Raw genomic sequence first — 24,661 nt, 5'->3', positions numbered from 1 at the left:
AGGGCAGCCGAGCGTGGGCTCGGCTCTACAGAAAAGCGGTCGAGCAAGCTCGACCTCTACCGGCGCTTGGCCCACTTGTAGAACCGCTTCCAGCCCTGGCGCACGGCCGCCACCCAACCCGGGTCGGCCACCAGCGCGGCCTGCGCTGCACTTGGCGCTTGGCCGGTGACGCGCTGGCGCATCTTCAGCAGGTTCTTCATGTCGCTGCGGCTCAGCTGCCGGCTCAGCGGGTTGCGGCGCAGCCAGCGCGGTACGCGCCAGGCCGAGGTGAAATCCAGCAGCACCGGCACGCCAGCGCTGACCACCACGTTGGTGCCGTGCAGGTCGTTGTGGGTGATGCCGGCGGCATGCAGGCGGCTGAGTGCGAGCTGCAGCTGTTCGAACACTTCATTGCCCACGGCCTGCGCGGTGCTCAGGGTCTGGCCGGGGATGAATTCCATGCCCAGCGCCAGGCCACCCAGGGTGCCGAGCAGGGCTGGGGCGTGCTTCCAGCCGCCCAGCCGCTCCAGCATGCGCGCCTCGCGGCGCACCATCAGCCGGGCAATCGGCGACAGCGGGGTGCCACGGTAGCGGGAGTAGTCCTTCACCACCGCCGGACGGCCGTCCAGGCAGGTGCGGTAGACATCGGGGGCGAGGAAGCGTTCACCGCGCTTGAGCAGCAGCGGCGCCACGGCGTCATCGCCGCAGGACGGGGAGGGGGTAATGGAAGGGATCATCTGGGGTCTCGGGCGACCCGGTGGGCGGCGCTGAAGCGTCAAGCGAACCGGTACGACTGGGGGAACTGGCTAAACTTTCGTTAAGCCAATTTTAGTACCGGTGAGTTCGCTATTCCACGATTTGTCGGAGAAATGTCGGCGTCGTGGCTGGAACAGTTCGTCACATACATTCGGACAATTCTGTCTCACTTCCGCGCAGAGCCATTGAAATCAGCCACTTGCCGTAGCGTCAAGCCCAGCAATGCGCGCAACGAACGGCAGCAGTGCGTCGCGCAGCTGGTCCAGCCCCGGCTGCTCGATGGGGAAGTGGCCACATTCATCCAGCAGCACCCGCTGCTTCGGCGCGGCCAGCCGCTGGTAGAAGCGGTCGCTGATCGCCACCGGCGTCCAGTCGTCGCAGGCGGGGTGCACCATCAGCACCGGGCAGCGGGTGAATGCTTCGGGCTCCATGGCCGGGGCGGTATCAAACAGCGATGCCATAAGCCCCACTGGCACGCGGTTGCCACCCCCCAGTGGGTCAGCGCAGACCAGCGCGGTCAGTTCTGGATTGCGCGACATCCGTTGCATGTGGGTGAACCAGCGCACGGGTACGCGCAGGCCGCGGGTCAGCCGGCTGAGCGGGCGCAGCCCCGGCAGCAGGGCGCGCATCCACGGCGGGCGGACCAGCGCTGCCTGCACCACTGGATTGCGCGGGTCGGCCAGGGTCGTGACGGCCAGCCCACGCACCCACGGTGATTCGGCCGCCACCAGATAGGCCAGGAAGCCGCCGATGCTGGCGCCAAGCAGCACGAACGGTCGCGGCCGTCGCCCATGCTCGGCGTGGATCAGGGCCAGCAACGCCTGTTTCCAGCTGCCGTAATCCACCTGCTGCCAGGGCGCGGGGCTGAGCCCATAGCCGGGCAGATCCGGCGCCAGCACCTCGTGCCCGGCTGCCGCCAGCTCTGCCGCCAGCGGCGCGAACATCCGCCCGTAGCCGCCGGCGCCATGCACCAGCAGTACGGTCAGACCGGCGTCGGCGGGCCCATGCCGGTCCATTCGCAGCCGGCTGCCGCCCCAGCCAAAGAGCTCGCTGCGTGGCGCCGCGGCCTGTGCGGGCAGGGCGAAAAAGTCGCCGTAGCGTGCGCTGAGGGCGGGGTAGGGATCGGTCTGGGGCAACGGCATCAAGGCAGTGTAGGCCACCCGTTCAGCAACGCGGCACTGAACGTTGCGCACGCCCGGCTTGACCCCGGCGCACGGCCTGCCGACCATAAGCTGTTACACGCGACATCGACGGCCGCACCCACCCGGCACGTCCCCGTCTCCTGCCGCGTTCCCCCACTGATGCCGGCCCTGCGGCCGCATCGCCCTGTTTCCCTGTCCGGCGTGTGCTGGAGGAAAGTGTTTTGATCATCAAAATCGTGCTTGCGGCGCTGTTCGTGTCCTGCGTGCTGTACATCCACTTCCGTGGCAAGGTCCGTGCGCGCTGGTCGCGCCAGCTGCTGGACCACTCCAGCTTCATGGCCCCGATCAACGTGGTCATGTACATGTTTTCCAAGGTGCCGACCACGCCGTTCCTGGACCCGGGCAAGGAATTCCCGCAGCTGGAGCCGCTGCGGCAGAACTGGCAGATGATCCGCGACGAGGCGCTGGCGCTGCGCGATGCGCAGGCGATTGCTGCCTCCAGCACGTTCAATGATGCCGGCTTCAATTCGTTCTTCCGCCGCGGCTGGAAGCGCTTCTACCTGAAGTGGTACGGCCCCTCGCACCCGTCGGCCAAGGCGATGTGCCCCAAGACCACCGCGCTGCTGGAATCGCTGCCGGACGTGCGTGCGGCGATGTTCGCGCAGCTGCCGTCGGGCAGCGAACTGCGCCCGCACCGCGATCCGTTCGCCGGCTCGCTGCGCCTGCACCTGGGGCTGGCCACGCCCAACAACGATGCCTGCTACATCGAAGTGGACGGCATCAAGAAGAGCTGGCGCGACGGCGAGTGGATGATGTTCGACGAGACCTACATCCACCACGCGCACAACGAGACGCCCGATGACCGGGTGATCCTGTTCTGCGATATCGCCCGCCCGCTGCGCTTCGGCCTGCCGGGCCTGTTCAACCGCCTGATGGCGTCCACGCTGCTGGCCGGTGGCGCCTCGCCGAACCTGCCGGGCGACCCGACCGGTGGCGTCAACAAGGCCTTCGGCAGCGTCTACAAAGTGCGGCTGAAGGCCAAGGCCCTGCGCGAGCGCAGCGTGGTGGCCTACCAGGTGATCAAGTGGGGCCTGGTGGTGGCGGTGATCGCTGGTATCTGGGCGCTGTAAGGGAAAAACAGCCGAGCGTGGGCTCGGCTCTACAGAAGGCAAAAACCCGCGCTGTCGCCAGCGCGGGTTTTTGTTTTTTGGGCCCTGCGCGTTCTGTTGTAGAGCCGAGCCCATGCTCGGCTGCATTTCGCGCAGAAGCAGCCGAGCATGGGCTCGGCTCTACAGGATCAACCCTTCAGCGCCGCCTTCACGAACGGCGGGGTCACCAGCACGCCGGTGTGCAGCGCGGCGGTGTAGTACAGGGTGTCGAAGGTCTTGGCGGCCGAATCGGCCTGGCGGAAGTCGAAGCTGCTGTCGCCCTTGCGCGCCAGGGTCACGCTCCACCAGCCGGTGGGGTAGCACGGCTGAGGGAACGGCAGGGTCTTGAACGAACCGAAGCCTGCCTTGCCCATCTCGGTGCGCATTTCGTTGATCAGCTCCAGCTGCATCAGCGGCGACTCGGACTGCTGCACCAGGATGCCGTCGTCCTTCAGGGCCTTGAAGCAGCTCTCGTAGAACGCCTTGTTGAACAGGCCTTCGCCCGGGCCGACCGGATCGGTCGAATCGACGATCACCACGTCCACGCTGCCGGCCGGGCAGTTGGCCATGTAGGCCACGCCGTCATCGAACATCAGCTCGGCGCGCGGGTCGTCGTTGGAATCGCACAGTTCCGGGAAGTGCTTGCGCGCCATCACCGTCACCTGCTCGTCGATGTCGCACTGGGTCACGCTCTCCACGCCCTTGTGCTTGAGCACTTCGCGCAGGGTGCCGCAGTCGCCGCCGCCGATGATCACCACGCGCTTGGGGGCTGCGTGGGTGAACAGCACCGGGTGGCTGATCATCTCGTGGTAGAAGAAGTTGTCCTTGCTGGTCAGCATGATGGCCCCATCGATGGTCATCAGGTTGCCCCAGTCGGTGGTCTGGAAGATCTCGATCTTCTGGAACGGCGACTGCACTTCGTCCAGCTTGCCGGTGATGCGGTAGCCGATGGCCGAGCCGGTGCGCTCGAAGTGTTCGATGTACCAGTTGCTGTTGTCAGTCATGGGAAAGCATTCCTGTTCGGAAGGGATGGAGCCGGGCTGAAGGCGGGGTGCCACGCATCCGGACGGATCGGCCCGTTCAGGTTGGAACCTGCCGCGGGCGCGGGCGCGCATGATAACGAACCTGTGGGCATATAGGCGTTATCATGCCCCCCCTTTTATTTGCCACAAGGCCGACTGCAATGACCGATTGGTCCCTCGACCAAGCCCGCAAGACCTACTCGATCCCGCACTGGGCGGATGGCTATTTCGACGTGGATCAGGCCGGGCACATGGTGGTGAGACCGACCGGGGCGGATGGCCCGGTGGTGTCGCTGCCCAAGGTGGTCGATGCCGCGCGCGCGGCCGGCGCCAAGCTGCCGCTGCTGGTGCGCTTCCCGGACATCCTGGGCCAGCGCCTGGGCAAGCTGCAGGCGGCGTTTGCCCAGGCCCAGCAGGATTGGGACTACCCGGGCGGCTACACCGCCGTGTACCCGATCAAGGTGAACCAGCACCGCGGCGTGGCCGGCACCTTGGCCAGCCACCACGGTGAGGGCTTCGGCCTGGAAGCGGGCAGCAAGCCGGAACTGATGGCCGTGCTGGCGCTGTCGCGCCCGGGTGGCCTGATCGTCTGCAACGGCTACAAGGACCGCGAGTACATCCGGCTGGCCCTGATCGGCCGCAAGCTGGGCCTGCAGACCTTCATCGTCATCGAGAAGCCGTCCGAGCTGAAGCTGGTGCTGGAAGAGTCCAAGGCGCTGGACGTGAAGCCGGGCCTGGGCGTGCGCATGCGCCTGGCCTCGCTGGGCGCCGGCAAGTGGCAGAACAGCGGTGGCGACAAGGCCAAGTTCGGGCTTTCGCCGCGCCAGCTGCTGGACCTGTGGAAGTCGCTGCGCGATACCGAGTACGCCGACTGCCTGAGCCTGCTGCACTTCCACATGGGCTCGCAGATCTCCAACGTGCGCGACATCGCCAACGGCATGCGCGAAGCCACCCGCTACTTCGTCGAGCTGTCACAGCTGGGTGCGAAGATCACCCACGTCGACGTGGGCGGTGGCCTGGGCGTGGACTACGAAGGCACCCGGTCGCGCAGCTTCTGCTCGATCAACTACGGCCTGAACTCGTACGCCAGCAACATCGTGCAGCCGCTGGCCAATGCCTGCGAAGAACACGGCCTGACCCCGCCGCGCATCGTCACCGAGTGTGGCCGCGCGATGACCGCGCACCACGCGGTGCTGATCGCCAACGTGTCCGAAGTGGAACAGGCGCAGGAAGGCCGCGTGCCGGACCAGCACGACGACGAGCCGGCCTCGATCCGTCACCTGCGCGAGATCCACGAAGAGCTGGACGTGCGTCCGGCGGTGGAGCTGTTCCAGGAAGCACAGCACTTCCACGCCGAAGGCCTGTCCAGCTATGCGTTGGGCCAGATCGACCTGCCGCAGCGTGCGCGCATCGACGATCTGTTCTATGCCATCGCCCACGGCGTGCGTGCGCGCCTGAGCTATGACGAGAAGAGCCATCGCCCGGCGCTGGATGAACTGAACGAACGCCTGGTCGACAAGTACTTCGTCAACTTCAGCGTGTTCGAGTCGATTCCCGATGCGTGGGCGATCGACCAGGTGTTCCCGATCGTGCCGATCGAGCGCCTGAACGAAACGCCGGATCGCCGCGGCATCATCGCCGACATGACCTGCGACTCCGATGGCATGGTCAAGACCTATGTCGAGAACGAAAGCCTGGACAGCTCGCTGCCGCTGCACGCGATCAAGCACGGCGAAAGCTACCGCATCGGTTTCTTCATGGTCGGTGCCTACCAGGAAATCCTCGGCGACATCCACAACCTGTTCGGTGATACCGACGCGGTGGAAGTGCTGGCCGATGCCGATGGCTACGCCATCACCCAGCAGCGTCGCGGCGACACCACCGACGTGATGCTGGACTACGTGGGCTACAAGCTGGATGACCTGCGTGCGGCCTACGCCGACCGCGTGGCATCGGCAGACCTGTCGCCGGAGCGCGCGCAGGAACTGTCCGAAGCGCTGGAAGCGGGCCTGACCGGTTACACCTACCTGTCCGACGAACCGCTGATCTGAGGGTGACGGGAACGCCGGGCATGGCCCGGCGCTACCGGCGGTGATGAGTCCCGTCTGATGAGCGCGCGCGCGATCTTCCACTTGTTCCTGCATGCCGCCGTGCCAGCCTTGCTGGCATGGCTGTTCTGGCGCAAGCGTTTCGCCTCGGCGTGGCTGTTGCTGCTGCTGGGCTGGATCATCGACCTGGACCATCTGCTGGCCGACCCGATCTACGCCCCGAACCGTTGCAGCATCGGCTTCCATCCACTGCATACCGCGCCGGCGATTGCCGTGTATGCGGGCCTGTGCGTTCCGAAGAAGACGCGGCTGGTGGGGATTGGTTTGATGATCCACATCGTGCTGGATGCCATCGACTGCTGGTGGATGCATCATCGTTGATGCTTGATGCGTGTCGACCAAGGTCGACGCCTACCGGGTGGCGCGTGATCCGGTAGCGCCGGGCCATGCCCGGCGAGCGCAGCGGCGCGTCACCCCACCGGCAACCACAACGTAGCGCGCAACCCCGGCTGCGCATTCTCCAACGCCAACCGCCCGCCATAACTGGCGGCGATATCACCGACGATCGCCAGCCCCAGGCCGCTGCTGCTTTCGCGCTCATCCAACCGCACGCCGCGCTGGGTGACCTGCGCCAACGCCTCGGCTGCCAGACCTGGACCGTCATCGCGCACATCGATGCGCAACTGCCCTTCGTCCACCCGCGCCGTTACTGTCACATCCCGCTGCGCCCACTTGCCGGCGTTGTCGAGCAGGTTGCCAAGCATTTCTTCGAGGTCGGCGCTGGCGCCGGCGAACTGCAGGTCCTCTGCAATGCCCTCGGCCTGGAACTGCAGCGCACGGTCGCCATGCACCCGGGCCATCAACCGGCACATCGCCTGCGCCACCGCCGCCACCGGCGTGCGCTCGCGATGATCAGCGGTCAGCCCGGCGGCGAGATAGCGATCGACGCTGGCCTGCATGCGCGCGCCCTGCTCACGCAGCGTGGTGCGCCACGCGCGGCCTTCACCATCGGCTTCGGCGGCGAGCACGCTCAGCGGTGTCTTCAGCGCATGCGCCAGGTCCTGTGCACTGGTACGCGCGCGCGCCACCATCCGTTGCTGGTGGTCCAGCAGTGCATTGAGTTCGTCGCCCAGCGGCGCGATTTCAGCGCCCAGTCCCGCCGTATCGATGCGCTGTGCATCGCCGCGGCGCACACGCTCCAGCTGCGTACCGAGGCGTTGCAGCGGGCGCAGGCCGAAATGCACCTGGCTGGCCAGTACCGCCAGCCACGCGGCGACCAGTACCGCCAGCGCCATGGCGCTGCGTTGGCGGAACGCGGCCACATCCGCGTCCAGTGCGCTGCGGTCGGTGGCGACCACGGCGACATAGGGTTCGTTCGCGCGTGGCAGGCGCACCTGCTGTACGCGCGCGCGCAGCGACTGCTGCAGCGGGCCAGGCAGATTGCGTTCGGCCGCGCCATTGGCGGCCACGGGCAACGTCTCGTCCCACAGCGAACGCGACTGCAGCAGCACCTTGCCGCTGCCATCGGCGATCTGCCAGTAGGCGCCGGAGAACACACGCTGGAAACGCGCGTCATTGGGCTCCTGGCGCAGCTGCAGCTGACCGTCGGCATCGATCTCGGCCTGCGCCAGCAGGGTCAGCATGTCCTGCTGCAGTTCGTTGTCCAGGCGGTCGCGCGCGCTGCGCTTGAACAGTTCGCCCAGCAGCGCACTGGCCAGTGCCGAGACCAGCAGCAGGCCGATGCCACCGGCCAGCAGCAGCCGGCGTCGCAGTGATGGTTGCCGGCTCACGGCGCCGCCAACCGCCAGCCCTGGCCGCGCACGGTCTGGATCAGGTCGGTGCCGAGCTTGCGACGCACGCGCCCCAGCAGCACGTCCAGCGCATTCGAATCGGGATCGTGGCCGCCATCGAACACGTGCTCACCCAGACGGTCGCGGCCGATCACCTGGCCGCTGTGGTGGATGAAGTAGCTGAGCAGACGGAATTCCTGTGGGCTCAGTGCCAGTGCATGGCCATCCAGATCGAAGCGCCCGGCATTGACGTCCAGCTGCAACGGGCCGCACTGCAGGCGTGGGCTGGCATGGCCGCGGCTGCGACGGATCAGGGCGCGCAGGCGCAGCACCAGTTCATCGGCCTGGAAGGGTTTGGTCAGGTAGTCGTCGGCGCCGGCGTCGAATCCAGCCAGCTTGTCGTGCCAGCGGCCGCGTGCGGTCAGCACCAGCACCGGAAAGTCGCGGCCATTGCCGCGCCAGCGTTCGATCACGCTCAGGCCATCCAGCCCGGGCAGGCCCAGATCGACAATGGCGGCCTGCAGGTCTTCCACCTGGCCGATCTCCTCGGCCTGGCGACCATCGGCCACCACGTCGACCACGTAACCGGCCTGCTCCAGCAGCGGCTGCAGGCGCTCGGCCAATGCGGCATCGTCTTCGGCCAACAGGATGCGCATCAGTCGTCCAGCTCCGTCTTCAGCAGCCTGCCGTTGCGCGCATCATAGTCCAGCTCCACCACCACGCCGTCGGCGCGCAGGATCTCCACTTCGTATACGCCATCGTCCAGCTCCACTTCCAGCAGCTGGCCGGGGTGGCGCTTGAGTGCATCGCGCACCACGCTTTCCAGCGGCACGTAGCGGCCCTGCTGCACGGCCCGGCGCGCGACCTGCTGCGCCGGGTCCTGGGCGGGGCCGGTGGCGGTCGGAGCGCTGGCCAGCGCCAGCAGCAGGGACAGGGAAGACAGGATCGGCACGTGGATGATGGGGAATGGGGGAACAGGCGCGAGTGTGCCGCCGCCAACTAACCATTGGCTAACAGCGGCGGCTAAGTGGCTGTTAACCACGCGGCGCATCGTGGCGTTGCCGGGATGGTCCGGCACCGAACAGGAGAACCCCCATGTTGAAGTCGCTCACCCTCGCCACTGTCGTTGCGTTCGCCGTCACTCCCGCTGCCCAGGCCGCACCGCTGGGCATGGCCCAGGTCGAACAGACCCTGCGCAAGGCCGGCTACACCCAGATCCATGAGATCGAGCGCGATGACGGCCTGTGGGAAGCCGATGTCAGCCGTGCCGACGGCCGCTTCAGCGAGGTGTACGTGGACCCGAAGACCGGCGAGATCTTCGACGAGCACGACAGCCGCGCATTGCTGAGTACCGAACAGGTGCTGGCCAAGGCGCAGTCGCAGGGGCTGCGTGAGATCCATTCGCTGGAACGCGATGGTGCGACGTGGTCGCTGGAAGCGCGGAATGCCCGCAACCAGCGTGTGGAAGTGCGCCTGAGTGGTTACGACGGCCGCATCCTGCACAGCGAGCGTGATGGCTGGCTGGATTGATGCCTGCTGGGGTGGGCGTGTCGACCAAGGTCGACAGCTACCGGGTAGAGCCGGCCGCTGGCCGGGTCGAGCTGCGCTTCGGTAGATGCCGACCTTGGTCGGCACAGGGCCGGAAAAGCGTGTCGACCAAGGTCGACACCTACCCAGGGCGCGGATTACCAGCCGTAAGGCGGTGGGTAGTCCCAATAGCCCGGGCCACCACCGTAGTAGCCGCCACCACCATATGGCCCGAAGAAGCCCGGGCCCTTGCCTTCGCTCACGTGGATGTTGACGTTGACCCCGCGGGTCTTGCCTTCATCGTTGGTGTAGTTCTTGCTGAGATTCAGCGTGGCGGCGTTGTAGTGGGTGTTGCCGTAATTCTTGGCGTAGCCGATGCCGGTGGTGAAACTGCCGGACACCTTGACCTTGTCATCCGTCACGTCGGCGATCCGGCCGTCGCCATTCACGCGCGGGCCGGTCTTGTCGCCGTAGAACGTGCCCGGCGGATCCTGCTGCAGGGTCGGATCGTTGAGATAGCGGATCGGCGTCTGCGGCACGGACAGGTCCAGGCCGGAGGCCTGCGGCGCGGTGGCGCCAGCGGCGGACTGCGCCAACGCGGTCCCGGGCAGGGCGGCCAGGCACAGCAGCAGGGTCAGGGGGCGGATCATGACGGCGCTCCAACGGAGAGGGGCCGCGCAGCACGCGGCGGTACAGGCCGACGCTAGCAGGCGTTGCTTGAATGATGCCTGTCGGCGCCCGCTTGCGGTAGAGCCCGGCCATGCCTGGCTGCACGCTACAACCGCCCGAACCCGAACAGCTCCTGCAGCGGGTGCCGGCGCCGCTCGATCCCGGCCCGCAACAGCCCGGCGCCGATCATCGAATAGGTGATGCCGTTGCCACCATAGGCCATGGCGAACTGCACCCGCGGGCCCCACTGCTTATGCGGGCCGAAGAACGGCAGGCCGTCGGCGGTCTCGGCAAAGGTGCCCGCCCACGAGAACGCCGGGGTCGGCTGCAGGTGCGGGAACCACTGCTGCAGCTGCTTCATCAGTTTGCGGGCCTTGCTTTCCACCCGGCCGTCGCGGCGGGCGGGAATATCGATGGCATCGTCCAGCCCGCCCACCAGCAACCGGCGGTCGCCGGTGGCGCGCAGGTACAGATAGGGACGCGCGCTCTCCCAGACCATCGTGCGCTGCAGCCAGCCCAGCTCGTCGGCGTTGATCGGGTCGGTGATGAAGGCATAGCTGCTGCGGTTGCGGGCTACGCGTGGGTCCAGCCATTGCTGGTTGGCATAGCCCATCGCCAGCACCACGTGGCGGGCACGGATCTGCATGCCGGATTCGGTGCGCGCAGTCACGCCGCGCGTGCTGGGGGTGAGGGCATGTAGCACGGTGCGGTCATGGACCACGCCGCCGCGCCGACGCACACGCTCGAGCAGCCCATAGGCCAGGCGGTACGGATCCACGCGCGCGGCCTGGCGGGTCAGCAGCGCACCGCCGGCATCGACGCTGAAACGTTCCTGCAGCGCCTCCCGGTCCAGCCAGCGGGCATCCAGGCCGATGCCACGGCGCGCCTCACCTTCGGCCATCAGCCGCGGTACGTCACGGCGGCGACTGGCCAGGTACAGGCTGTCCATCTGCTTGAAATCCACCTCCTTCAAGCCGCGTGCCACCTGGCGCAGGGCCGGGATCGCATCCGCGCATGCCTGGTAGGCCAGCGCCGCCGCGTCCTCGCCATACTGCGAGGCCAGCTCCAGCAGATGGGTGTCGATCTCGTACTGCAGCAACGCGGTGCTGGCTGCGGTGCTGCCCCAGCCGATGTCGCGCTGCTCGATCACCGCAACGTCGTGCCCATGGGCCGATAACTCATCGGCAATCAGCGCGCCGGTAATGCCGCCACCGACCACCAGCACATCGCAGTGCAGATCCTGTTCCAGCGGCGGAAAGGCCTGGATCAGGCCGTTGCGCACCGCCCACCACGGGTAGCCACTCTTCAGGTCCATGCGCGTTCGTGCTCAGGCGGTGGGGTGGCCGGTATGCGGGGTCTGGATCAGTTCGGACAGATCGAAGCCCTGCAGGCGTGCGGCTGCCAGATAATGTTCCTGCACGGTGGCATCCAGCCGGGGCTCACGCGCCAGCAGCCACAGGTACTTGCGATCGGGGCTGCCGACCAGGGCAACGCTGTAGTCCGGCGCCACCTGCATCACCCAGTAGTCACCCTTGGCGAAGGGCAGCCAGCGCAGGCCCTTGGGCAGGAAGCTGACTTCCAGCCGCGCGCTGTCGTTGTCGATCGCGCACGCCTCACCGGTGGCTTCCTCGACCTCGCCGTCCATGCGGCAGCGGTTGGTGACCCCCACGTTGCCGTTGTCGAGCAGCTGGTAATGGGCCGACACGTCGGTGCAGCCCTCCGGCTCGTGGCGCATCGGCAGGCGGGCGATCTCGTACCAGGTGCCCAGGTAACGCGGCAGCTTGAGGTCGGTGACGGTCTTCAGGGGCGGCAGGTCGGTCATTGTCAGGCGTGGCAGGAGAGGACCTCCACGATGCCGAGGACGCTGCCACGGGCGGGTGAAGCCGGGGCGAGGGCCATGTCCAGAACGTTCCGTCGCCCCGGCGAAGCGCGTGCCGTCATCGGTGCAGCGGTATGCTTCCGCCAGCGCCGCGTTTTTCCGATCCAACCGCAGTGGAGGTGCCGATGTACCAGGTGATCCTGTTGAAGAGTGAAACCCAGTTCGCCCGCGAGCAGTGGCCGCAGGTTGACGATCTGGTGGACTACGAAGGCGTGGCCTACAGCCTGCGCGCCGGGCCGCGCCAGCCGTTGCCGACCGACCATGCCTGGCATCCGATCGCGGTGTACGCACCGGACGAGATCACCGAGGAAGAATTCCAGGAGTGGTACGCGCTGCAGCAGCCACAGGTAGAAGAGCTGCGGCTGAAGTACTGAGCCGCCGCCACCCACCAGCGCCTGCGCATCCGCCGTTTACAGCACCTGCCGTATAGTCGCGCGCAGGCGCGGTGGTCCGCGTGAACCGGTGTGGCTGGCTTGTCTTCCTTCTTCCGAACGATCCTGGTGCGTGGCCCGTGGTTGGGCCTGCTGTTGTGTTGCACGCTGCTGCTGGCTGTGCCGGCGCTGGCCCAGGATGACGACCCCACACCGAAGCAGCAGCTGGCGCAGATCGACAGCACGCTGAAGGATGTTGAGCGCAAGCGCGTTGATGCCGAAGCCACCGAAACGCTGGGCACGCTGTCGGAAAATGCATCGCAGGCCAAGCGCGATGCCGAGGCGCTGGAAAAGACCCTGCAGCCCCAGCTGGACCAGCTCAACGAGCAGCTGACGCAGCTGGGCGATGCGCCCAAGGACACCACCGAACCGCCGGAGCTGGCCGCGCAGCGGCGGACGCTGACCCGCCAGCGCGATGCCCTGGTGGCATCGATTGCCCAGGCGAAGTCCAGCGCCGTGCGTGCGCAGCAGTTGAGCGCGGACATCGACAAGCAGCGCAACGCACAGCGCACCGAGGAGCTGGGGCGCAAGGTCGCCTCGCCGCTGTCGCCGACGCTGTGGCGACAGGTGGCCGACCAGTTGCCGAACGACATCGCTCGCGTCACGCCCTTGGCCCAACAGGGCCGTGCGGCGCTGACCACGGCCATCGCCACCCATGGTTGGGGCACGCTGCTGCTGGGGCTGGCGGCGGCACTGGTGATGATGTTCCCGCTGCGCCTGTGGCTGCGCGCGCTGGGGCGCCGCTTCGCCGCGTCCGAGCGCGCCCCCGACGGCCGCCTGCGCCGCTCCGGCCTGGCCATGTGGTTGCTGCTGGTAGGCACCCTGCTGCCCGGTTACGCCGTGGTGGTGCTGGTGGCCGCGCTGGATGCCATCGGCGCGATTCCGCCGCGGCTGCAGAGCGTGGCCGAAGGCGTGCAGGCGGCGACGTTCGCGGCGGCCTTCATCTCCGCGCTCAGTGCCTGCCTGCTGGTACCCAAGCGGCCTTCGTGGCGGCTGCTGAACCTGGATGACACCGCCGCGCTGAAACTGCGCAAGTACGCTTGGGGCGCTGCGGCACTGGCCTGGCTGAGCACGGTGCTGGTGGCCATCGATCGCGCCACGCGCACCAGCGATGTCACCACGGTGGCGCTGGACGGCGTGATCGCGCTGACCTACCTGGGCCTGATCATGGCCATGCTGGTGACCCTGGCGCGCCTGCATCGGCGGCAGACCGCCGAGGCCGAGGCGAAGCTGGAAGCACAGGCCGACGGCCAGGGCGCGGCCGTTCCGGTACGCCGCAGCAGCTGGCTGGTGCTGGCACGGGTAGCCGGAAACATCGCCGTGGTGGCCGCGATCATCGCCACCTTGATGGGCTATGTGAACTTCGCCAAGTTCGTGAACCAGCAGTTGATCGGCGGCAGCATCGTGGTGCTGGCCGCAACCCTGCTGTTCAAGTTCGTCGACGATTTCTCCACCTGGCTGCTCAACGCTGACAGCAAGGTTGGCCAGACCATCCTGCTCAGCACCGGCCTCAGCGTGTCGCGGTTGGAGCAGGCCGGCGTGCTGCTGTCAGCCGTGCTGCGCACGTTCGTGGTGTTGGTCGCGCTGCTGGCGCTGGCCGCACCGTTCGGCAACATCGGCTCGGTGGTCGAGCGCGTCGCGTCGCTGGCCAACGGCATCTCCATCGGCGACATCACGCTCAAGCCCGCGCGGATCGCCATTGCCCTGTTGGTGATGCTGGTCGGACTGGGGCTGACGCAGCTGCTGCAGCGCTGGTTGACCGACACCTACCTGCCCAAGACCGAGCTGGACCTGGGCGCACGCAACTCAATCAGTACGATCACCCGCTACGTGGGCATCATCCTGGTGGCGCTGTGGGCGCTGACCGCGATGGGCCTGAACCTGAAGAACCTGGCGTTGCTGGTCAGCGCGCTCTCGGTGGGCATCGGCTTCGGCCTGCAGGCGATCATCCAGAACTTCGTGTCCGGCCTGATCCTGCTGACCGAGCGGCCGGTGAAGATCGGTGACTGGGTGAAACTGGGCGATCAGGAAGGCGACATCCGCCGGATCAACGTGCGTTCGACCGAGATCCAGGTGAGCGACAAGTCCACCTTGATCGTGCCCAATTCGGAACTGATCACCAAGACCATCCGCAACATGACGATGGGCAACAACCAGGGCCGCATCCAGATCCAGTTCGCGGTGCCGGCCAGCACCGATGTCGCGGGCCTGCGACAGGCGTTGCTGGATGCCTACGGTGCGCACAGCACGGTACTGCAGCAGCCGGCGCCGTCGGTCTACATCGACAGCATCGCCGGCGGCCAGATCACCATCAACAGCTTCGCCTACGTGGCCAGCCCGCGACAGGTGTACGGCACGCGCAGCGATCTGTATTTCAGCCTGCTGCAGATCCTGGCTGAGCGGAACATCCCGTTGTCCACGCCGACCGACATCCACATCACCCGGGATCCGCAGCAGTAAGAGGGTGGGTCGGCAGGGCTGCGCCCTGCACCTGCCGAAGCAACGGCAACAGCAACGGCCGAAGCAAGAGCGGGTTTCCTGTGGGGAGGCGGGGTGGGTCCGGTTGCGGGGGACGCTGCAAGTACGTCCATGTAAGCTCGGTCGCGCCATCCATGGCGCTCACGCCCCCGCAACCGGACCCACCCCGCCTTCGACAGATTTCCGCGATCTGTCGGGATGGCATTGCCTGCTCTTGGTGGGTGTCGACCGCGCTGCGGTTGGTAGGTGTCGACCTTGGTCGACACGTAGATCCACGCCATGCGTGGATGAATGTCCATCGAAATCGAATATTTCGAAAATTGATCGAAAAACATCCACGCATGGCGTGGATCTACCAGATTGCGGAAATCTGTCAGAGGTGGGGCGGTGTCGGATTGCGGGGTGTCAGCCGCATGGATGCGGCTGCCAAGCCTACAGGGACGTACTTGCGGCGTCCCCGCAATCCGACACCGCCCCGCCACCCCACGAAATGCCGCCGTTGCTTTTGCTTCCGCCTCTGCAGGTGCAGGGCGCAGCCCTGCCGAAAGAACCCCTTTACCCCCGCGGTCGCCCGCGTGAGGGCACCAGTGCGAACGTATCCACTGCCAGCTTCTCGGCGTGGTTCAACCACGCGCGGATTTCCAGATCGTCCACCTCGTGATCAAGACCGAACGACACGTTGATCTTGCCGTCGGCATCGGGCTGCACCCACTGCTGGGCCAGCACCACCTTGCGCTGCGAAGACACCGCTTCGATCCAGAAACCGCGATCCGGGCGCGTACTCGCCACCAGCTGCAGCATGTACTGGCCCGCGCGGGTGCGGCGGCCCTTCTGGGTGATCATGTGTGCCTGGCGCACGCTGGGGCGGGGGCCCTGGAACGCATCCAGCGGTGCATCCACGTCGATGCCGTTGCGCAGCTGGCCATCGCGGTACAGCTTGATGCCGTTGTCGCGGTTCACCAGCAGCGCGCACCAGTCGCCGTCGGCTGAGCCATCCTCGAACGCGGTGCAGCGATCGACGTAGGCGAGTGTGTTGTCCGGGTCGGCATCGTCGAACTGGCGCGAGGTGTTTTCCAGATACACCGATTTCAAGTCCCAGTCCTTGTCGTACTCCAGCAGCACCGGCGGCTGCACGTGCTGCAGGCCGACCACGACCTGGTCGTCGCCGTCGATCTTCAGCTGCCGCGTCGGTTCACCCAGCCACAGCGAGCGGGCGAAGGCCAGGTACTGCGGGTAGTCGCGGCCGCCATCGCGGCGCGCGGCGGCGCTGGCACTCGGCGCGCGCTTGTCGTCCAGCAGCGAACGGCCGAAGCCCATCGTCTGCAGGTTCGGATCGAGCAGGCTGAGCAGGGTGGCACCCGAATCCAACGTCGAGCCGTCTTCGGCGGCCAGCTGGCGCGGGGCCACGCCGTCACCCAGGAACAGCAGCAGGTTCTCGCGCTTCTGCCTGGTCAGGATATGGCTGAGGTCATTGGGCATGGCCAGGTGATCGGAGGCGATCACGATCAGCGTGTCCTTGCCATACGGGCTGGCCTGGATGCGCTCGACCAGCTGCGAGATCAGGCGGTCGGTGCACTTGAGTGCGTTGAGCATGCCGATGTTGCCGTACTGGCTCTGGTAGCGCTCGCCCTTGCAGGCCACCGGCAGATGCCCGGCCGGGTGGTGCGTGTCCATGGTCAGCGTGGTCAGCATGAACGGTGCGTCCTGCCGCGACAGCTGTTCGAAGCGCTGGTAGGCGGTGTCCAGCAGCACGTCGTCATGCACGCCCCACGCCGAGTAGTGGATGCGGCCGATCTTCTTCTGCTGCTTGAACCATGCCAGGTCATGCACTTCGTCGAAGCCATGACTGGCCAGGAACTGGCCCTTGCCGGCGAACTGGCCGTTGGCGCCACCCAGATAGTGGTTGGTGTAGCCCTGCTGCTTCAAATAGTCGCCCAGGCACACGGCTTTGGGCAGGAAGCTGCCCATCCGGTCCATGCTGTTCTCATCGCCCTGCGAGGTGGTCAGCGGCACGCCGCACATCGATGACACCAGACCGGCGATGGTCCAGCCGCCGCCCTCGGCCGAGGCCAGCCCGCGGACATCGAGTGACTTGGCGGCCAAGCGGTTGAGATTGGGCATCAGGCCGGGAAACACGGCCTCATCCAGATAGGTGCGTTCCAGGCTCTCGCCGTAGATCCACACGATGTTGCGCGGGCGCTGCAGGGCCTGCGTGGGGATCTGGTACTCGGGAGCGATACGGGCGAAATCCACCGGACGCAGCTGCTGGTACAGGCGTTGGCCATCGCGCGCCAGCGGGCTGATCATGACCGTGGCCACCCACAGCGCGGCGAAACCGGCAAACCACGCACCACCGGCCGTGGGTCGGCGCCAACGCTTCACCCGCGTAGCGAACAGCGGCAGCAGCGACACGGCAGCCAGCACGATGAAGCCGGCGATATAGCCCTTGAAGTCGGCGACACCGGCGCCTTCCATGTCCGCACCCAGGTGGTACAGGGTGGCGGCGTTGAGTCCGTCGCCGGACAGCTTGTCGATCAGCCACCACGCACTGAGCGCCAGCAGCAACAGCGAGAACAGACCTGCTTTCCACCACACCCACTTTGCGGACGCGAGGAACAACCAGGACAGCAGCAACAGCGACAGCAGCAGAATCCAGAGCATAGGCAGCTTCGGCAGTGACGGGGTGGCGATGGACGTCGTACCGACGCGTGTCCATCCGACCGGCGCTGCTGCAAGCACATCTGCATGACAGGCCGATGACCCGATAGTGCATGCACGAACCTGACTGAAATGTTTGTTGAAATCGCGCGTGCGATATCACGCCGCGAACGTAAATCGAGCGTGAAAACTCACGCTCGATTGCATTAAAAACCGCATGAATGCGCTGTTTTCGTAGATACACAACACGCGTGGATACGACAACGCATCAACGCTATCGATGTCCACGTTCCTCGCGCGAACGCGCACGCCGATCGAACAGCAAGGCGCTGGTCACGATGCCCAGCCCAAGCACCACGCCGATCAACAGCAGCACCAGTGCGATGGCGGGATAGCCGAACATATGCCAGCCGGTATCGATCTTCATCATCATCGCCGCCGCCATGATCAACGCTGCGCTGATGATGCCGGCCGCCACGCGGTTGGCGATCTTCTGCAGGTTCTCCATCAGCCGCGATTCTTCCAGCCCGGTCACCTTCATCTGCAGGCGGTTCTCGGCCAGCAGCGCCATGATGTCCGAGAGCTTGCGTGGCCCATCGCGCAGCAGTTGCTGCACCTCCATGGCTTCGCTGGCCAGGTTGGCGGCCGACAGGGATTTCTTCAGACGCGCGCGCATCACGTGCTGCAACTGGCGCTCGACGATGCGCCGCGTATCAAGGTCCGGTGCCAGCAATCGGCATACGGTTTCAAGGTTGAGCAGCGCCTTGCCCAGCAGGCTCAGCTCCGGCGGCGTACGCAATCCGGACGAAGTGGCGATGCGCACCATGTCCAGCACCACACGTCCTTCGGAGAAATTCGCGCTGGCTGCGTAGCGTGCGATCAGCTGGCCGGTCTCGCGCAGGTAACGCTCTTCATCGAACGCCTCCAGCCGCGTGCTGATGCTGATCAGGTCGTCGGCCACCTCCTCGCCGCGGCCATCGACGGCGGCGAACAGGATCTTCAGCAGCCGCTCGCGCAGGCGCGGTGGCATGTGCGCGACCATGCCCAGATCGAAGATCGCCAGGCGCCCATCGGGCAGTACCCGCAGATTGCCCGGGTGCGGATCGGCATGGATCTCGCCGTGCACGAAGATCTGATCCAGATAGCCACGGATCAGCGCCGCCGCCAGTGGGTCCATCGCCTGTTCGGTACGGCGCACATCGGGAATGGCATCCACGCGTACGCCGCTGGCCAGTTCCATGGTCAGCACGCGATGACTGCAGTAGTCCCACAGCGGCTGCGGAATCCACAGGCGCCGGAACGGCTTCAGATGGCGACCGAAGCGCGACAGGTTCTCAGCCTCTGCGTGGTAGTCCAGCTCCTGCATCAGGGTCTTGGAGAATTCGTTGAGCCAGTCACGCAGGCGCACGCGGCGGCCGATCTGGGTCAGGTGGTCGGCGGCCAGGGCGAAGCTGCGCAGCACGTCCAGGTCCGAACGCAGCTGCGCGGCCACCTCGGGCTTCTGCACTTTCACCGCGACCTCGCGGCCGTCATGCAGCACTGCGCGATGCACCTGGGCGATGGACGCGCAGCCCAGCGGCTGTGGATCGAATGCGGCGAACAGCTTGTTCACCGGTGCGCCCAGCTCCTGTTCGACGATGGCGTGGATGCGTTCGACCGGGATCTCAGCGACCTTCTCCTGCATCCGCTCCAGCGCGGTGGCGAACTCCACCGGCACCATGTCCGGGCGGGTGGACAGCATCTGCCCGAGCTTGACGAAGGTCGGCCCCAGCGCTTCCAGGTCACTGACGAACTGCTCGGGATTGCCATCGGGCGGCACATCGGTGTGGCTGCCGGCAGCGTCCAGGTTCATGCCGGAGAACACGCCGGAATGACGGTAGCGCATCAACAGGCGCAGGATCTGGCTGCGCCGGTTCATGCCCCGGATCAGCGGGGGATTGCCTGTGGCGGCGGGCGGCTTGCTCAAACAGAACTCCTCGAAAGCGACGACCCGGCGGCCGTGATCTGGCGGCCGGGTAGCGCCGGGCCATGCCCGGCGGGATCGGAATACGCTTGCAGTGTCCCTGTGCAACGGTAGGCGCGCGGTGAATCCGCTACCGCAGGCGGTGCAGGATGGGTCAGAATCCGCTCATTCCCTTTACTGGATCCCCCATGGCCGGTGCCAGCCTGTTTGCCCTGCTCGACGATATCGCCTCCCTGCTCGACGACGTCTCGGTGCTGACCAAGGTCGCCGCCAAGAAGACCGCCGGCGTGCTGGGCGACGACCTGGCGCTGAACGCGCAGCAGGTGACCGGCGTCAATGCCAACCGCGAACTGCCGGTGGTGTGGGCGGTGGCCAAGGGCTCGCTGGTGAACAAGGTGATCCTGGTGCCCGCCGCGCTGGCGATCAGCGCGCTGGAAGCCTGGCTGCACAGCCGTGGCTGGAACGTACCGTTGATCGTGCCGCTGATGATGATCGGCGGTGCCTTCCTGTGCTTCGAGGGCGTGGAGAAGCTGGCGCACCGTTTCCTGCATTCCGCCGACGAGGACGCCGAACATCAGGCTGAGCGGCGCAAGGCGCTGGCCGATGCGCAGGTGGACATGGTCGCGTGGGAGAAGGACAAGGTGAAGGGCGCGATCCGCACCGACTTCATCCTCTCGGCCGAAATCATCGTGCTGTCGCTGGGTGTGGTCGCCACGGCGTCGTTCATCAACCAGGTCAGCACCTTGGTGGTGATCGCGCTGGCGATGACCGTGTTCGTCTACGGGCTGGTCGCCGGCATCGTCAAGCTTGACGACCTGGGCCTGTACCTGTCGCGCAAGGGCGCGGCGCTGGCGGCGGTCGGCCGTGGCCTGCTGGTATCGGCGCCGTGGCTGATGAAGTTCCTGTCGGTGGCCGGTACCGCGGCGATGTTCCTGGTCGGTGGCGGCATCCTGGTGCACAACGTGCCGGCGCTGCACCACGCGGTGCAGGCGCTGGGCGGCGAAGGCCAGTGGGGCTGGCTGGTCAACGCGCTGGGCAACATGGTGGTCGGCATCATCGCCGGTGCGATCGTGCTGGCGGTGGTGACCGGCGTGCAGAAGCTGCGCGGCAAGTAGCGCAGGGGTCTTGCCCGGTAGGGGCCGACCTTGGTCGGCGGTTTGTTTGCCGCGCGTGCCAACCAAGGTTGGCACCTACCAAGCGGTTTCCAGCGCCTTGCCCGGTAGAGGCCGACCTTGGTCGGCGGGTTGTTTGTCGCGCGTGCCAACCAAGGTTGGCATCTGCTCGCGAACTACCCGGCGTGCACCCGGTTCTTGCCTTCGCGCTTGGCCACATACAGGGCGTCATCGGCGCGCCGCAGCAACGTATCGGCATCGTCGCCCGGCTGCCATTGCGAAAGCCCGGCACTGAAATGCACCGGTACCCGCCGGTCCTGCACGGTCAGCACGCGATGCGCCAGTGAACGCTGCAGGCGCTGCACGGTGGCCATGCTGTCCGCGCCGGGGGTTTCCGGCAGTACCAGAACGAACTCGTCGCCGCCCAGCCGGGCGATGCCATCGGTGGCACGCAGCAGCAGGCGGCACACCGCCACCAGGTGCTGCAGCAGCGCGTCGCCGCCGGCGTGGCCGTGTTCGTCGTTGGTCTGGTGGAAATCATCCAGGTCGATCACCGCCAGCCCCAACGGCGAGTTGTTGCGCGCGGCGCGGGCCAGTTCGCGTTGCAGCAGTTCATCCAGGCCACGCCGGTTCAGGGCCTGGGTCAGCGGATCGATTCGTGCCAGATCGCCGGCCGCGCGCAGATCCTGTTCCAGCTGGTTGATGCGCTGCTCGGCGCGTTCCACTTCCTGCCGTGCGCTGGCCAGGTGATCACGTGCCTGCGCGGCCTGCTGCTGCACCTTGCCGGTGTCCTGCATCACTTCCTGCAGCAGGTGGTTGAGGTCGGCGATGCTGCGCGCCTCGCGCAGCTGCAGCGCGTAGCTGCCGATGCGGTCGTGGTATTCACCGGTACTGGCGGCCATGCCGTCCATGCGCTCGATGAACTCGCCCATCAACCCGCGCATGGCCGCTTTCGAATCGTCGATTCCCTGCCGCAGCAGGCCCTGCTTGTAGATCACTTCGCGCAGCTCGGCGCGGGTGCGCTCGACCGATTCGGCTTCCAGCGGTCCGGCCAGCAGCTGGCGCACGGCTGCGATCTGGCCCTGCAGCCAGCTGCGGTCATCCAGCAGCTCGCTGACGTTCTCCAGCAGCAGTGCGAACAATTCCAGCAGCAGCGCCTGCTGTTCCTGCCAGCTCTCGGCGCGCACGCCGATCTGGTGACCCAGCTCGCGCGCACCTTGTTCGATCGGCTCCAGTGCCGCGCCCGGTTGCCACTGGCGCAGGCGTACGGCCAGTGCCTGGGCCTGCTCGCGCAAGTCGGGATCGTGCTGCAGCAGCGCCACCACCGCGCCGCCCAGCAGCAACCTCAGCTGCTCGGACAGGCGCAGGCTGTCGGGCTGGCCATCGGGCGAGTGCTGGTCGATGGTGCGGATGTACTTGTCGATCAGCTGCCGCATTGCCCGGCCATAACGCGGCCAGTCGGCACTGGCCTGCGCCGACTGCAGGCGATCGCCCATGTCGCCCAGCTCGCCGGGCAGGGTGGCCATGCCATTGGCGAAGGCGGCCAGCAGCGGCTCAGGCGCATCGGCCGCGGCAAACAGCTGCTGCAACGCCACGCCGCTGCCGCCCTGCAGTACCACCCGATCGCCGCGCCCGTCATCGACCACCGCGCGCACGCGCGCAGGCGGTCCGATGGCGGTGCCGGGGGCAGGGCGGGGGTCGGGCTGGTCCGTCATGGAACGAATCCTGGGGTGGCAGGGAGGCTGGTCACAGCATATCGGCGCAACTGGCGGTGGCTTGAACCGATAGGATGGGCGACAGGATGCCGCAGTGGAGGTGGGTATGCGTGTGATGTTGCTGGGGGCGACGGGACTGGTGGGCGGGCTGGCCCTGCCGATGCTGCTGGACGACCCACGCTGCCGCGCTGTGGTGGCCCCGACCCGACGGCCGCTGGACCTGCGCGACCCGAAACTGCACGCCCCGGTGCTGGACTTCGATCAGCTGCCGGATGCGCCGGGCTGGGCACCGGTGGATGCAGTGGTATGCGCGCTGGGCAGCACGATGGCCCTGGCGGGAAGCCGCGAGGCCTTCTACCGGATCGACCACGACTACCCGCTCGCCTTCGCCCGCCTGGCCAGGACCCAGGGCGCGCGTGCCTTCGTACTGAATTCGGCGGCGGGGGCCAATCCGGGTTCGGCCATCTTCTACAGCCGGGTAAAAGGCGAGCTGGAGCGCGACCTGCGCGCGCTGGGCTTCGCTTCGCTGACCCTGGTCCGGCCGGGCCTGATCGGCGGCCACCGCCCACAGGCGCGCCGCGGCGAACAGTTCGCCCTGCAGGTGCTGGGTGCATTGCGGCCGGTGTTGCCGCGTGCGTGGCGTATCAACCCGGCCACGCGTATCGCGCGCGCGCTGGTGAACGCGGCACTGGCGCCGGCACCGGGCGAGCACGTGGTGGCTTCGAAAGACCTGGTGGACTGATGTCGCGCGCGCTGCGTCTGACCCAGCTGCTGCAGGTGCTGCGCCGCCACCGCCGGCCGGTGGCCGGGCAGGCGCTGGCCGACGAGCTGGGCATCAGCCTGCGCACGCTGTACCGCGATATCGAAACGCTGCGCGAACAGGGCGCCGACCTGCGCGGGGAAGCCGGTGTCGGCTACCAGCTGGAACCGGGCGACGTGCTGCCGCCGCTGACCTTGCCACCGGCGGAAATCGACGCGCTGGTGCTGGGCCTGCGCTGGGTAGCGGCACGCACCGAGCCGGCGCTGGCCGAGGCCGCGCGTGATGCGTTGGCACGCATCGCCCATGTGCTGCCAGCAGCACGCCGCGAAGCACTGCGTGACAGCGGCCTGCGGGTGGGCCCATCGCGTACGGCAGCGAAGGTGCCCCCGGCGCGCCTGCAGACCGTGCGCGAAGCGGTGGGTACGCAGCAGCGGCTGCAGTTCGCCTATGAGGATGCACAGGGACGGCGTACCGAGCGCGTGGTCTGGCCGTTCGCACTGGGCTACTTCGATGAAGTGCCGATGCTGGCGGCGTGGTGCGAGGGCCGCGAGGACTTCCGTCATTTCCGCCTGGATCGCATTCGCCAGGTGCGTGCGTTGGCAGAGTGCTACCTGGTGCCACGCGCCACCTTGCTGCGGCGCTGGCAGAAGGCGCAGGGCATCGCCCCGGACTGGCTGGACCGTTCGTGACGGACCAGCTTTGGTAGAGGTCGAGCTTGCTCGACTGCTTTTGATCTTTGCTCTCCGCTCTTGGTAGATGTCGAGCTTGCTCGACGCTTTTGCTGTTCGCGGAGAGCAGTCGAGCAAGCTCGACCTCTACCAGGGCCAAGGCTCGAGCAGTCGAGCAAGCTCGACCTCTACCAGGGCCAAGGCTCGAGCAGTCGAGCAAGCTCGACCTCTACCAAGGCCAAGGCTCGAGCAGTCGAGCAAGCTCGACCTCTACCAGGGCCAAGGCTCGAGCAGTCGAGCAAGCTCGACCTCTACCAGGGCCAAGGCTCGAGCAGTCGAGCAAGCTCGACCTCTACCAGAGCCAGGGCAACAGCCGTCTAGCAGGCTCGCTGCTGCTGACAGGATCTGTCAGCAGGGCAGGGCCACCATGAACGCTCCCAACAACGGAGCTTCCCCATGTTCAAGCCCAGCACCCTGCTGCAGTACGTGAACGACGTCGCCACCAGCGCCACGTTCTACAGCGGCATCCTCGGCAAACCCCCGGTCGAGCAGTCGCCCGGCTTCGCCCTGTTCCTGCTTGGCGATGGCGCCGCGCTGGGCCTGTGGCAACGCGATGACGTGCAGCCGCCTGTCACCGCCGAGGCGGGTGCAGCCGAACTGGCGATGGTGGTGGCTGATGCAGCAACGGTGCATCGCATGCACGACGAATGGCGCGCGCTTGGCGTGCAGATCACCCAGGCACCGGTGACGCTGGAATTTGGCCACACCTTCGTCGGCGTCGATCCCGATGGCCACCGCCTGCGTGTCTACAGCCGCGCCGAGGGCATGGTCGCGCGCGATTGATCAGCGCGAAGTAGATCCACGCCATGCGTGGATGAAGACGCACAAAAAACGCCGGGCAATGCCCGGCGTTTTT

At 66.8% G+C, this 24,661-nt stretch carries 22 protein-coding genes; 10 read left to right on the top strand and 12 right to left on the bottom strand.

Features of this window, described 5'->3' with window-relative positions; genetic code table 11:
* Positions 1-56: 56 nt before the first annotated feature.
* Positions 57-716: an RIO1 family regulatory kinase/ATPase gene (locus tag CR919_RS09025; protein WP_099819731.1), complete on the bottom strand. Its 660-nt coding sequence runs from the start codon at positions 714-716 to the stop codon at positions 57-59.
* A gap of 210 nt (positions 717-926) precedes the next feature.
* Positions 927-1,877, bottom strand: coding sequence for an alpha/beta hydrolase (locus tag CR919_RS09020; protein ID WP_165787254.1), 951 nt, complete (start codon positions 1,875-1,877; stop codon positions 927-929).
* Between the two features lie 224 nt (positions 1,878-2,101).
* Here CR919_RS09020 and CR919_RS09015 point away from each other — a divergent pair, with 224 nt between their 5' ends.
* Positions 2,102-3,007 (top strand): aspartyl/asparaginyl beta-hydroxylase domain-containing protein, encoded by a 906-nt coding sequence (locus tag CR919_RS09015; RefSeq protein ID WP_165787262.1) that lies wholly within the window; start codon positions 2,102-2,104, stop codon positions 3,005-3,007.
* Between the two features lie 167 nt (positions 3,008-3,174).
* On the opposite strand, the gene speE is transcribed toward CR919_RS09015, so the two are convergent.
* A complete protein-coding gene (speE, locus tag CR919_RS09010) occupies positions 3,175-4,029 on the bottom strand; it encodes a polyamine aminopropyltransferase (protein ID WP_032977218.1) in 855 nt (284 codons plus the stop codon).
* 179 nt (positions 4,030-4,208) lie between these two features.
* Here speE and speA point away from each other — a divergent pair, with 179 nt between their 5' ends.
* Positions 4,209-6,098 (top strand): arginine decarboxylase, encoded by a 1,890-nt coding sequence (gene speA, locus CR919_RS09005; protein WP_099819728.1) that lies wholly within the window; start codon positions 4,209-4,211, stop codon positions 6,096-6,098.
* A 57-nt stretch (positions 6,099-6,155) separates the two neighbouring features.
* Positions 6,156-6,476 (top strand): DUF6122 family protein, encoded by a 321-nt coding sequence (locus CR919_RS09000; protein WP_033832425.1) that lies wholly within the window; start codon positions 6,156-6,158, stop codon positions 6,474-6,476.
* Between the two features lie 89 nt (positions 6,477-6,565).
* On the opposite strand, the gene CR919_RS08995 is transcribed toward CR919_RS09000, so the two are convergent.
* The 3 genes from CR919_RS08995 to CR919_RS08985 are packed head-to-tail and all read right to left on the bottom strand — an operon-like array spanning position 6,566 to position 8,831.
* Entirely contained in the window at positions 6,566-7,885 is a 1,320-nt protein-coding gene (locus tag CR919_RS08995) for a sensor histidine kinase (protein ID WP_099819727.1), read from the bottom strand.
* The gene (locus CR919_RS08990; RefSeq protein WP_099819726.1) at positions 7,882-8,541 is read right to left on the bottom strand and encodes a response regulator transcription factor; all 660 of its coding nucleotides are present in this window, start codon (positions 8,539-8,541) and stop codon (positions 7,882-7,884) included. Before CR919_RS08990 ends, CR919_RS08995 begins: the two co-directional genes overlap by 4 nt.
* On the bottom strand, positions 8,541-8,831 hold the full coding sequence (locus CR919_RS08985; RefSeq protein WP_089238156.1) for a PepSY domain-containing protein: 291 nt from the start codon (positions 8,829-8,831) through the stop codon (positions 8,541-8,543). Before CR919_RS08985 ends, CR919_RS08990 begins: the two co-directional genes overlap by 1 nt.
* Positions 8,832-8,980: 149 nt before the next feature.
* On the opposite strand from CR919_RS08985, the gene CR919_RS08980 reads away from it, so the two are divergent.
* Positions 8,981-9,415, top strand: a complete 435-nt coding sequence (locus CR919_RS08980) for a PepSY domain-containing protein (RefSeq protein WP_099819725.1) — start codon at positions 8,981-8,983, stop codon at positions 9,413-9,415.
* Positions 9,416-9,570: 155 nt separating this feature from the next.
* On the opposite strand, the gene CR919_RS08975 is transcribed toward CR919_RS08980, so the two are convergent.
* The 3 genes from CR919_RS08975 to CR919_RS08965 all read right to left on the bottom strand — a co-directional run bounded on the left by CR919_RS08975 (position 9,571) and on the right by CR919_RS08965 (position 11,903).
* A complete protein-coding gene (locus tag CR919_RS08975; RefSeq protein ID WP_099819724.1) occupies positions 9,571-10,062 on the bottom strand; it encodes a hypothetical protein in 492 nt (163 codons plus the stop codon).
* Between the two features lie 125 nt (positions 10,063-10,187).
* Positions 10,188-11,396, bottom strand: a complete 1,209-nt coding sequence (locus CR919_RS08970) for an FAD-dependent oxidoreductase (protein ID WP_099819723.1) — start codon at positions 11,394-11,396, stop codon at positions 10,188-10,190.
* A gap of 12 nt (positions 11,397-11,408) precedes the next feature.
* Entirely contained in the window at positions 11,409-11,903 is a 495-nt protein-coding gene (locus CR919_RS08965; protein ID WP_099819722.1) for a lipocalin family protein, read from the bottom strand.
* Between the two features lie 182 nt (positions 11,904-12,085).
* On the opposite strand from CR919_RS08965, the gene CR919_RS08960 reads away from it, so the two are divergent.
* Both CR919_RS08960 and CR919_RS08955 read left to right on the top strand, forming a co-directional pair.
* On the top strand, positions 12,086-12,334 hold the full coding sequence (locus CR919_RS08960; protein ID WP_089237451.1) for a hypothetical protein: 249 nt from the start codon (positions 12,086-12,088) through the stop codon (positions 12,332-12,334).
* Between the two features lie 90 nt (positions 12,335-12,424).
* Complete coding sequence (locus CR919_RS08955; protein ID WP_165787253.1) at positions 12,425-14,851, top strand: DUF3772 domain-containing protein; 2,427 nt, start codon at positions 12,425-12,427, stop codon at positions 14,849-14,851.
* 573 nt (positions 14,852-15,424) lie between these two features.
* Here the strand turns inward: CR919_RS08955 and CR919_RS08950 are convergent.
* On the bottom strand, positions 15,425-17,530 hold the full coding sequence (locus CR919_RS08950; RefSeq protein WP_099819720.1) for a phosphoglycerol transferase I: 2,106 nt from the start codon (positions 17,528-17,530) through the stop codon (positions 15,425-15,427).
* Between the two features lie 271 nt (positions 17,531-17,801).
* Positions 17,802-19,493 (bottom strand): AarF/UbiB family protein, encoded by a 1,692-nt coding sequence (locus tag CR919_RS08945; RefSeq protein ID WP_099819719.1) that lies wholly within the window; start codon positions 19,491-19,493, stop codon positions 17,802-17,804.
* Between the two features lie 185 nt (positions 19,494-19,678).
* Between CR919_RS08945 and CR919_RS08940 the strand changes: the two genes are divergently transcribed.
* Positions 19,679-20,605 (top strand): DUF808 domain-containing protein, encoded by a 927-nt coding sequence (locus tag CR919_RS08940; protein WP_099819718.1) that lies wholly within the window; start codon positions 19,679-19,681, stop codon positions 20,603-20,605.
* 173 nt (positions 20,606-20,778) lie between these two features.
* On the opposite strand, the gene CR919_RS08935 is transcribed toward CR919_RS08940, so the two are convergent.
* On the bottom strand, positions 20,779-22,317 hold the full coding sequence (locus tag CR919_RS08935; RefSeq protein ID WP_099819717.1) for a GGDEF domain-containing protein: 1,539 nt from the start codon (positions 22,315-22,317) through the stop codon (positions 20,779-20,781).
* A 106-nt stretch (positions 22,318-22,423) separates the two neighbouring features.
* Between CR919_RS08935 and CR919_RS08930 the strand changes: the two genes are divergently transcribed.
* The 3 genes from CR919_RS08930 to CR919_RS08920 all read left to right on the top strand — a co-directional run bounded on the left by CR919_RS08930 (position 22,424) and on the right by CR919_RS08920 (position 24,588).
* Positions 22,424-23,059, top strand: a complete 636-nt coding sequence (locus tag CR919_RS08930) for an NAD-dependent dehydratase (protein WP_180165192.1) — start codon at positions 22,424-22,426, stop codon at positions 23,057-23,059.
* Positions 23,059-23,766, top strand: coding sequence for a YafY family protein (locus CR919_RS08925; protein WP_099819715.1), 708 nt, complete (start codon positions 23,059-23,061; stop codon positions 23,764-23,766). The genes CR919_RS08930 and CR919_RS08925 overlap by 1 nt, the downstream gene beginning before the upstream one ends.
* 435 nt (positions 23,767-24,201) lie before the next feature.
* Complete coding sequence (locus tag CR919_RS08920) at positions 24,202-24,588, top strand: VOC family protein (RefSeq protein ID WP_099819714.1); 387 nt, start codon at positions 24,202-24,204, stop codon at positions 24,586-24,588.
* The last annotated feature ends 73 nt before the right edge of the window (positions 24,589-24,661 follow it).

Origin of the sequence: Stenotrophomonas sp. LMG 10879 (assembly GCF_002750935.1) — a bacterium.
GTDB lineage: Bacteria > Pseudomonadota > Gammaproteobacteria > Xanthomonadales > Xanthomonadaceae > Stenotrophomonas > Stenotrophomonas lactitubi_B.
This window is presented reverse-complemented; position numbering and strand designations above follow the sequence as displayed.

Bases quoted from the DNA above. Each gene is read 5' to 3' on its own strand.
- CR919_RS09025 (WP_099819731.1), bottom strand. From the start codon at position 716: ATGATCCCTTCCATTACCCCCTCCCCGTCCTGCGGCGATGACGCCGTG.
- CR919_RS09020 (WP_165787254.1), bottom strand. From the start codon at position 1,877: ATGCCGTTGCCCCAGACCGATCCCTACCCCGCCCTCAGCGCACGCTAC.
- speE (WP_032977218.1), bottom strand. From the start codon at position 4,029: ATGACTGACAACAGCAACTGGTACATCGAACACTTCGAGCGCACCGGC.
- speA (WP_099819728.1), top strand. From the start codon at position 4,209: ATGACCGATTGGTCCCTCGACCAAGCCCGCAAGACCTACTCGATCCCG.
- CR919_RS09000 (WP_033832425.1), top strand. From the start codon at position 6,156: ATGAGCGCGCGCGCGATCTTCCACTTGTTCCTGCATGCCGCCGTGCCA.
- CR919_RS08990 (WP_099819726.1), bottom strand. From the start codon at position 8,541: ATGCGCATCCTGTTGGCCGAAGACGATGCCGCATTGGCCGAGCGCCTG.
- CR919_RS08980 (WP_099819725.1), top strand. From the start codon at position 8,981: ATGTTGAAGTCGCTCACCCTCGCCACTGTCGTTGCGTTCGCCGTCACT.
- CR919_RS08975 (WP_099819724.1), bottom strand. From the start codon at position 10,062: ATGATCCGCCCCCTGACCCTGCTGCTGTGCCTGGCCGCCCTGCCCGGG.
- CR919_RS08970 (WP_099819723.1), bottom strand. From the start codon at position 11,396: ATGGACCTGAAGAGTGGCTACCCGTGGTGGGCGGTGCGCAACGGCCTG.
- CR919_RS08965 (WP_099819722.1), bottom strand. From the start codon at position 11,903: ATGACCGACCTGCCGCCCCTGAAGACCGTCACCGACCTCAAGCTGCCG.
- CR919_RS08960 (WP_089237451.1), top strand. From the start codon at position 12,086: ATGTACCAGGTGATCCTGTTGAAGAGTGAAACCCAGTTCGCCCGCGAG.
- CR919_RS08950 (WP_099819720.1), bottom strand. From the start codon at position 17,530: ATGCTCTGGATTCTGCTGCTGTCGCTGTTGCTGCTGTCCTGGTTGTTC.
- CR919_RS08940 (WP_099819718.1), top strand. From the start codon at position 19,679: ATGGCCGGTGCCAGCCTGTTTGCCCTGCTCGACGATATCGCCTCCCTG.
- CR919_RS08935 (WP_099819717.1), bottom strand. From the start codon at position 22,317: ATGACGGACCAGCCCGACCCCCGCCCTGCCCCCGGCACCGCCATCGGA.
- CR919_RS08930 (WP_180165192.1), top strand. From the start codon at position 22,424: ATGCGTGTGATGTTGCTGGGGGCGACGGGACTGGTGGGCGGGCTGGCC.
- CR919_RS08925 (WP_099819715.1), top strand. From the start codon at position 23,059: ATGTCGCGCGCGCTGCGTCTGACCCAGCTGCTGCAGGTGCTGCGCCGC.
- CR919_RS08920 (WP_099819714.1), top strand. From the start codon at position 24,202: ATGTTCAAGCCCAGCACCCTGCTGCAGTACGTGAACGACGTCGCCACC.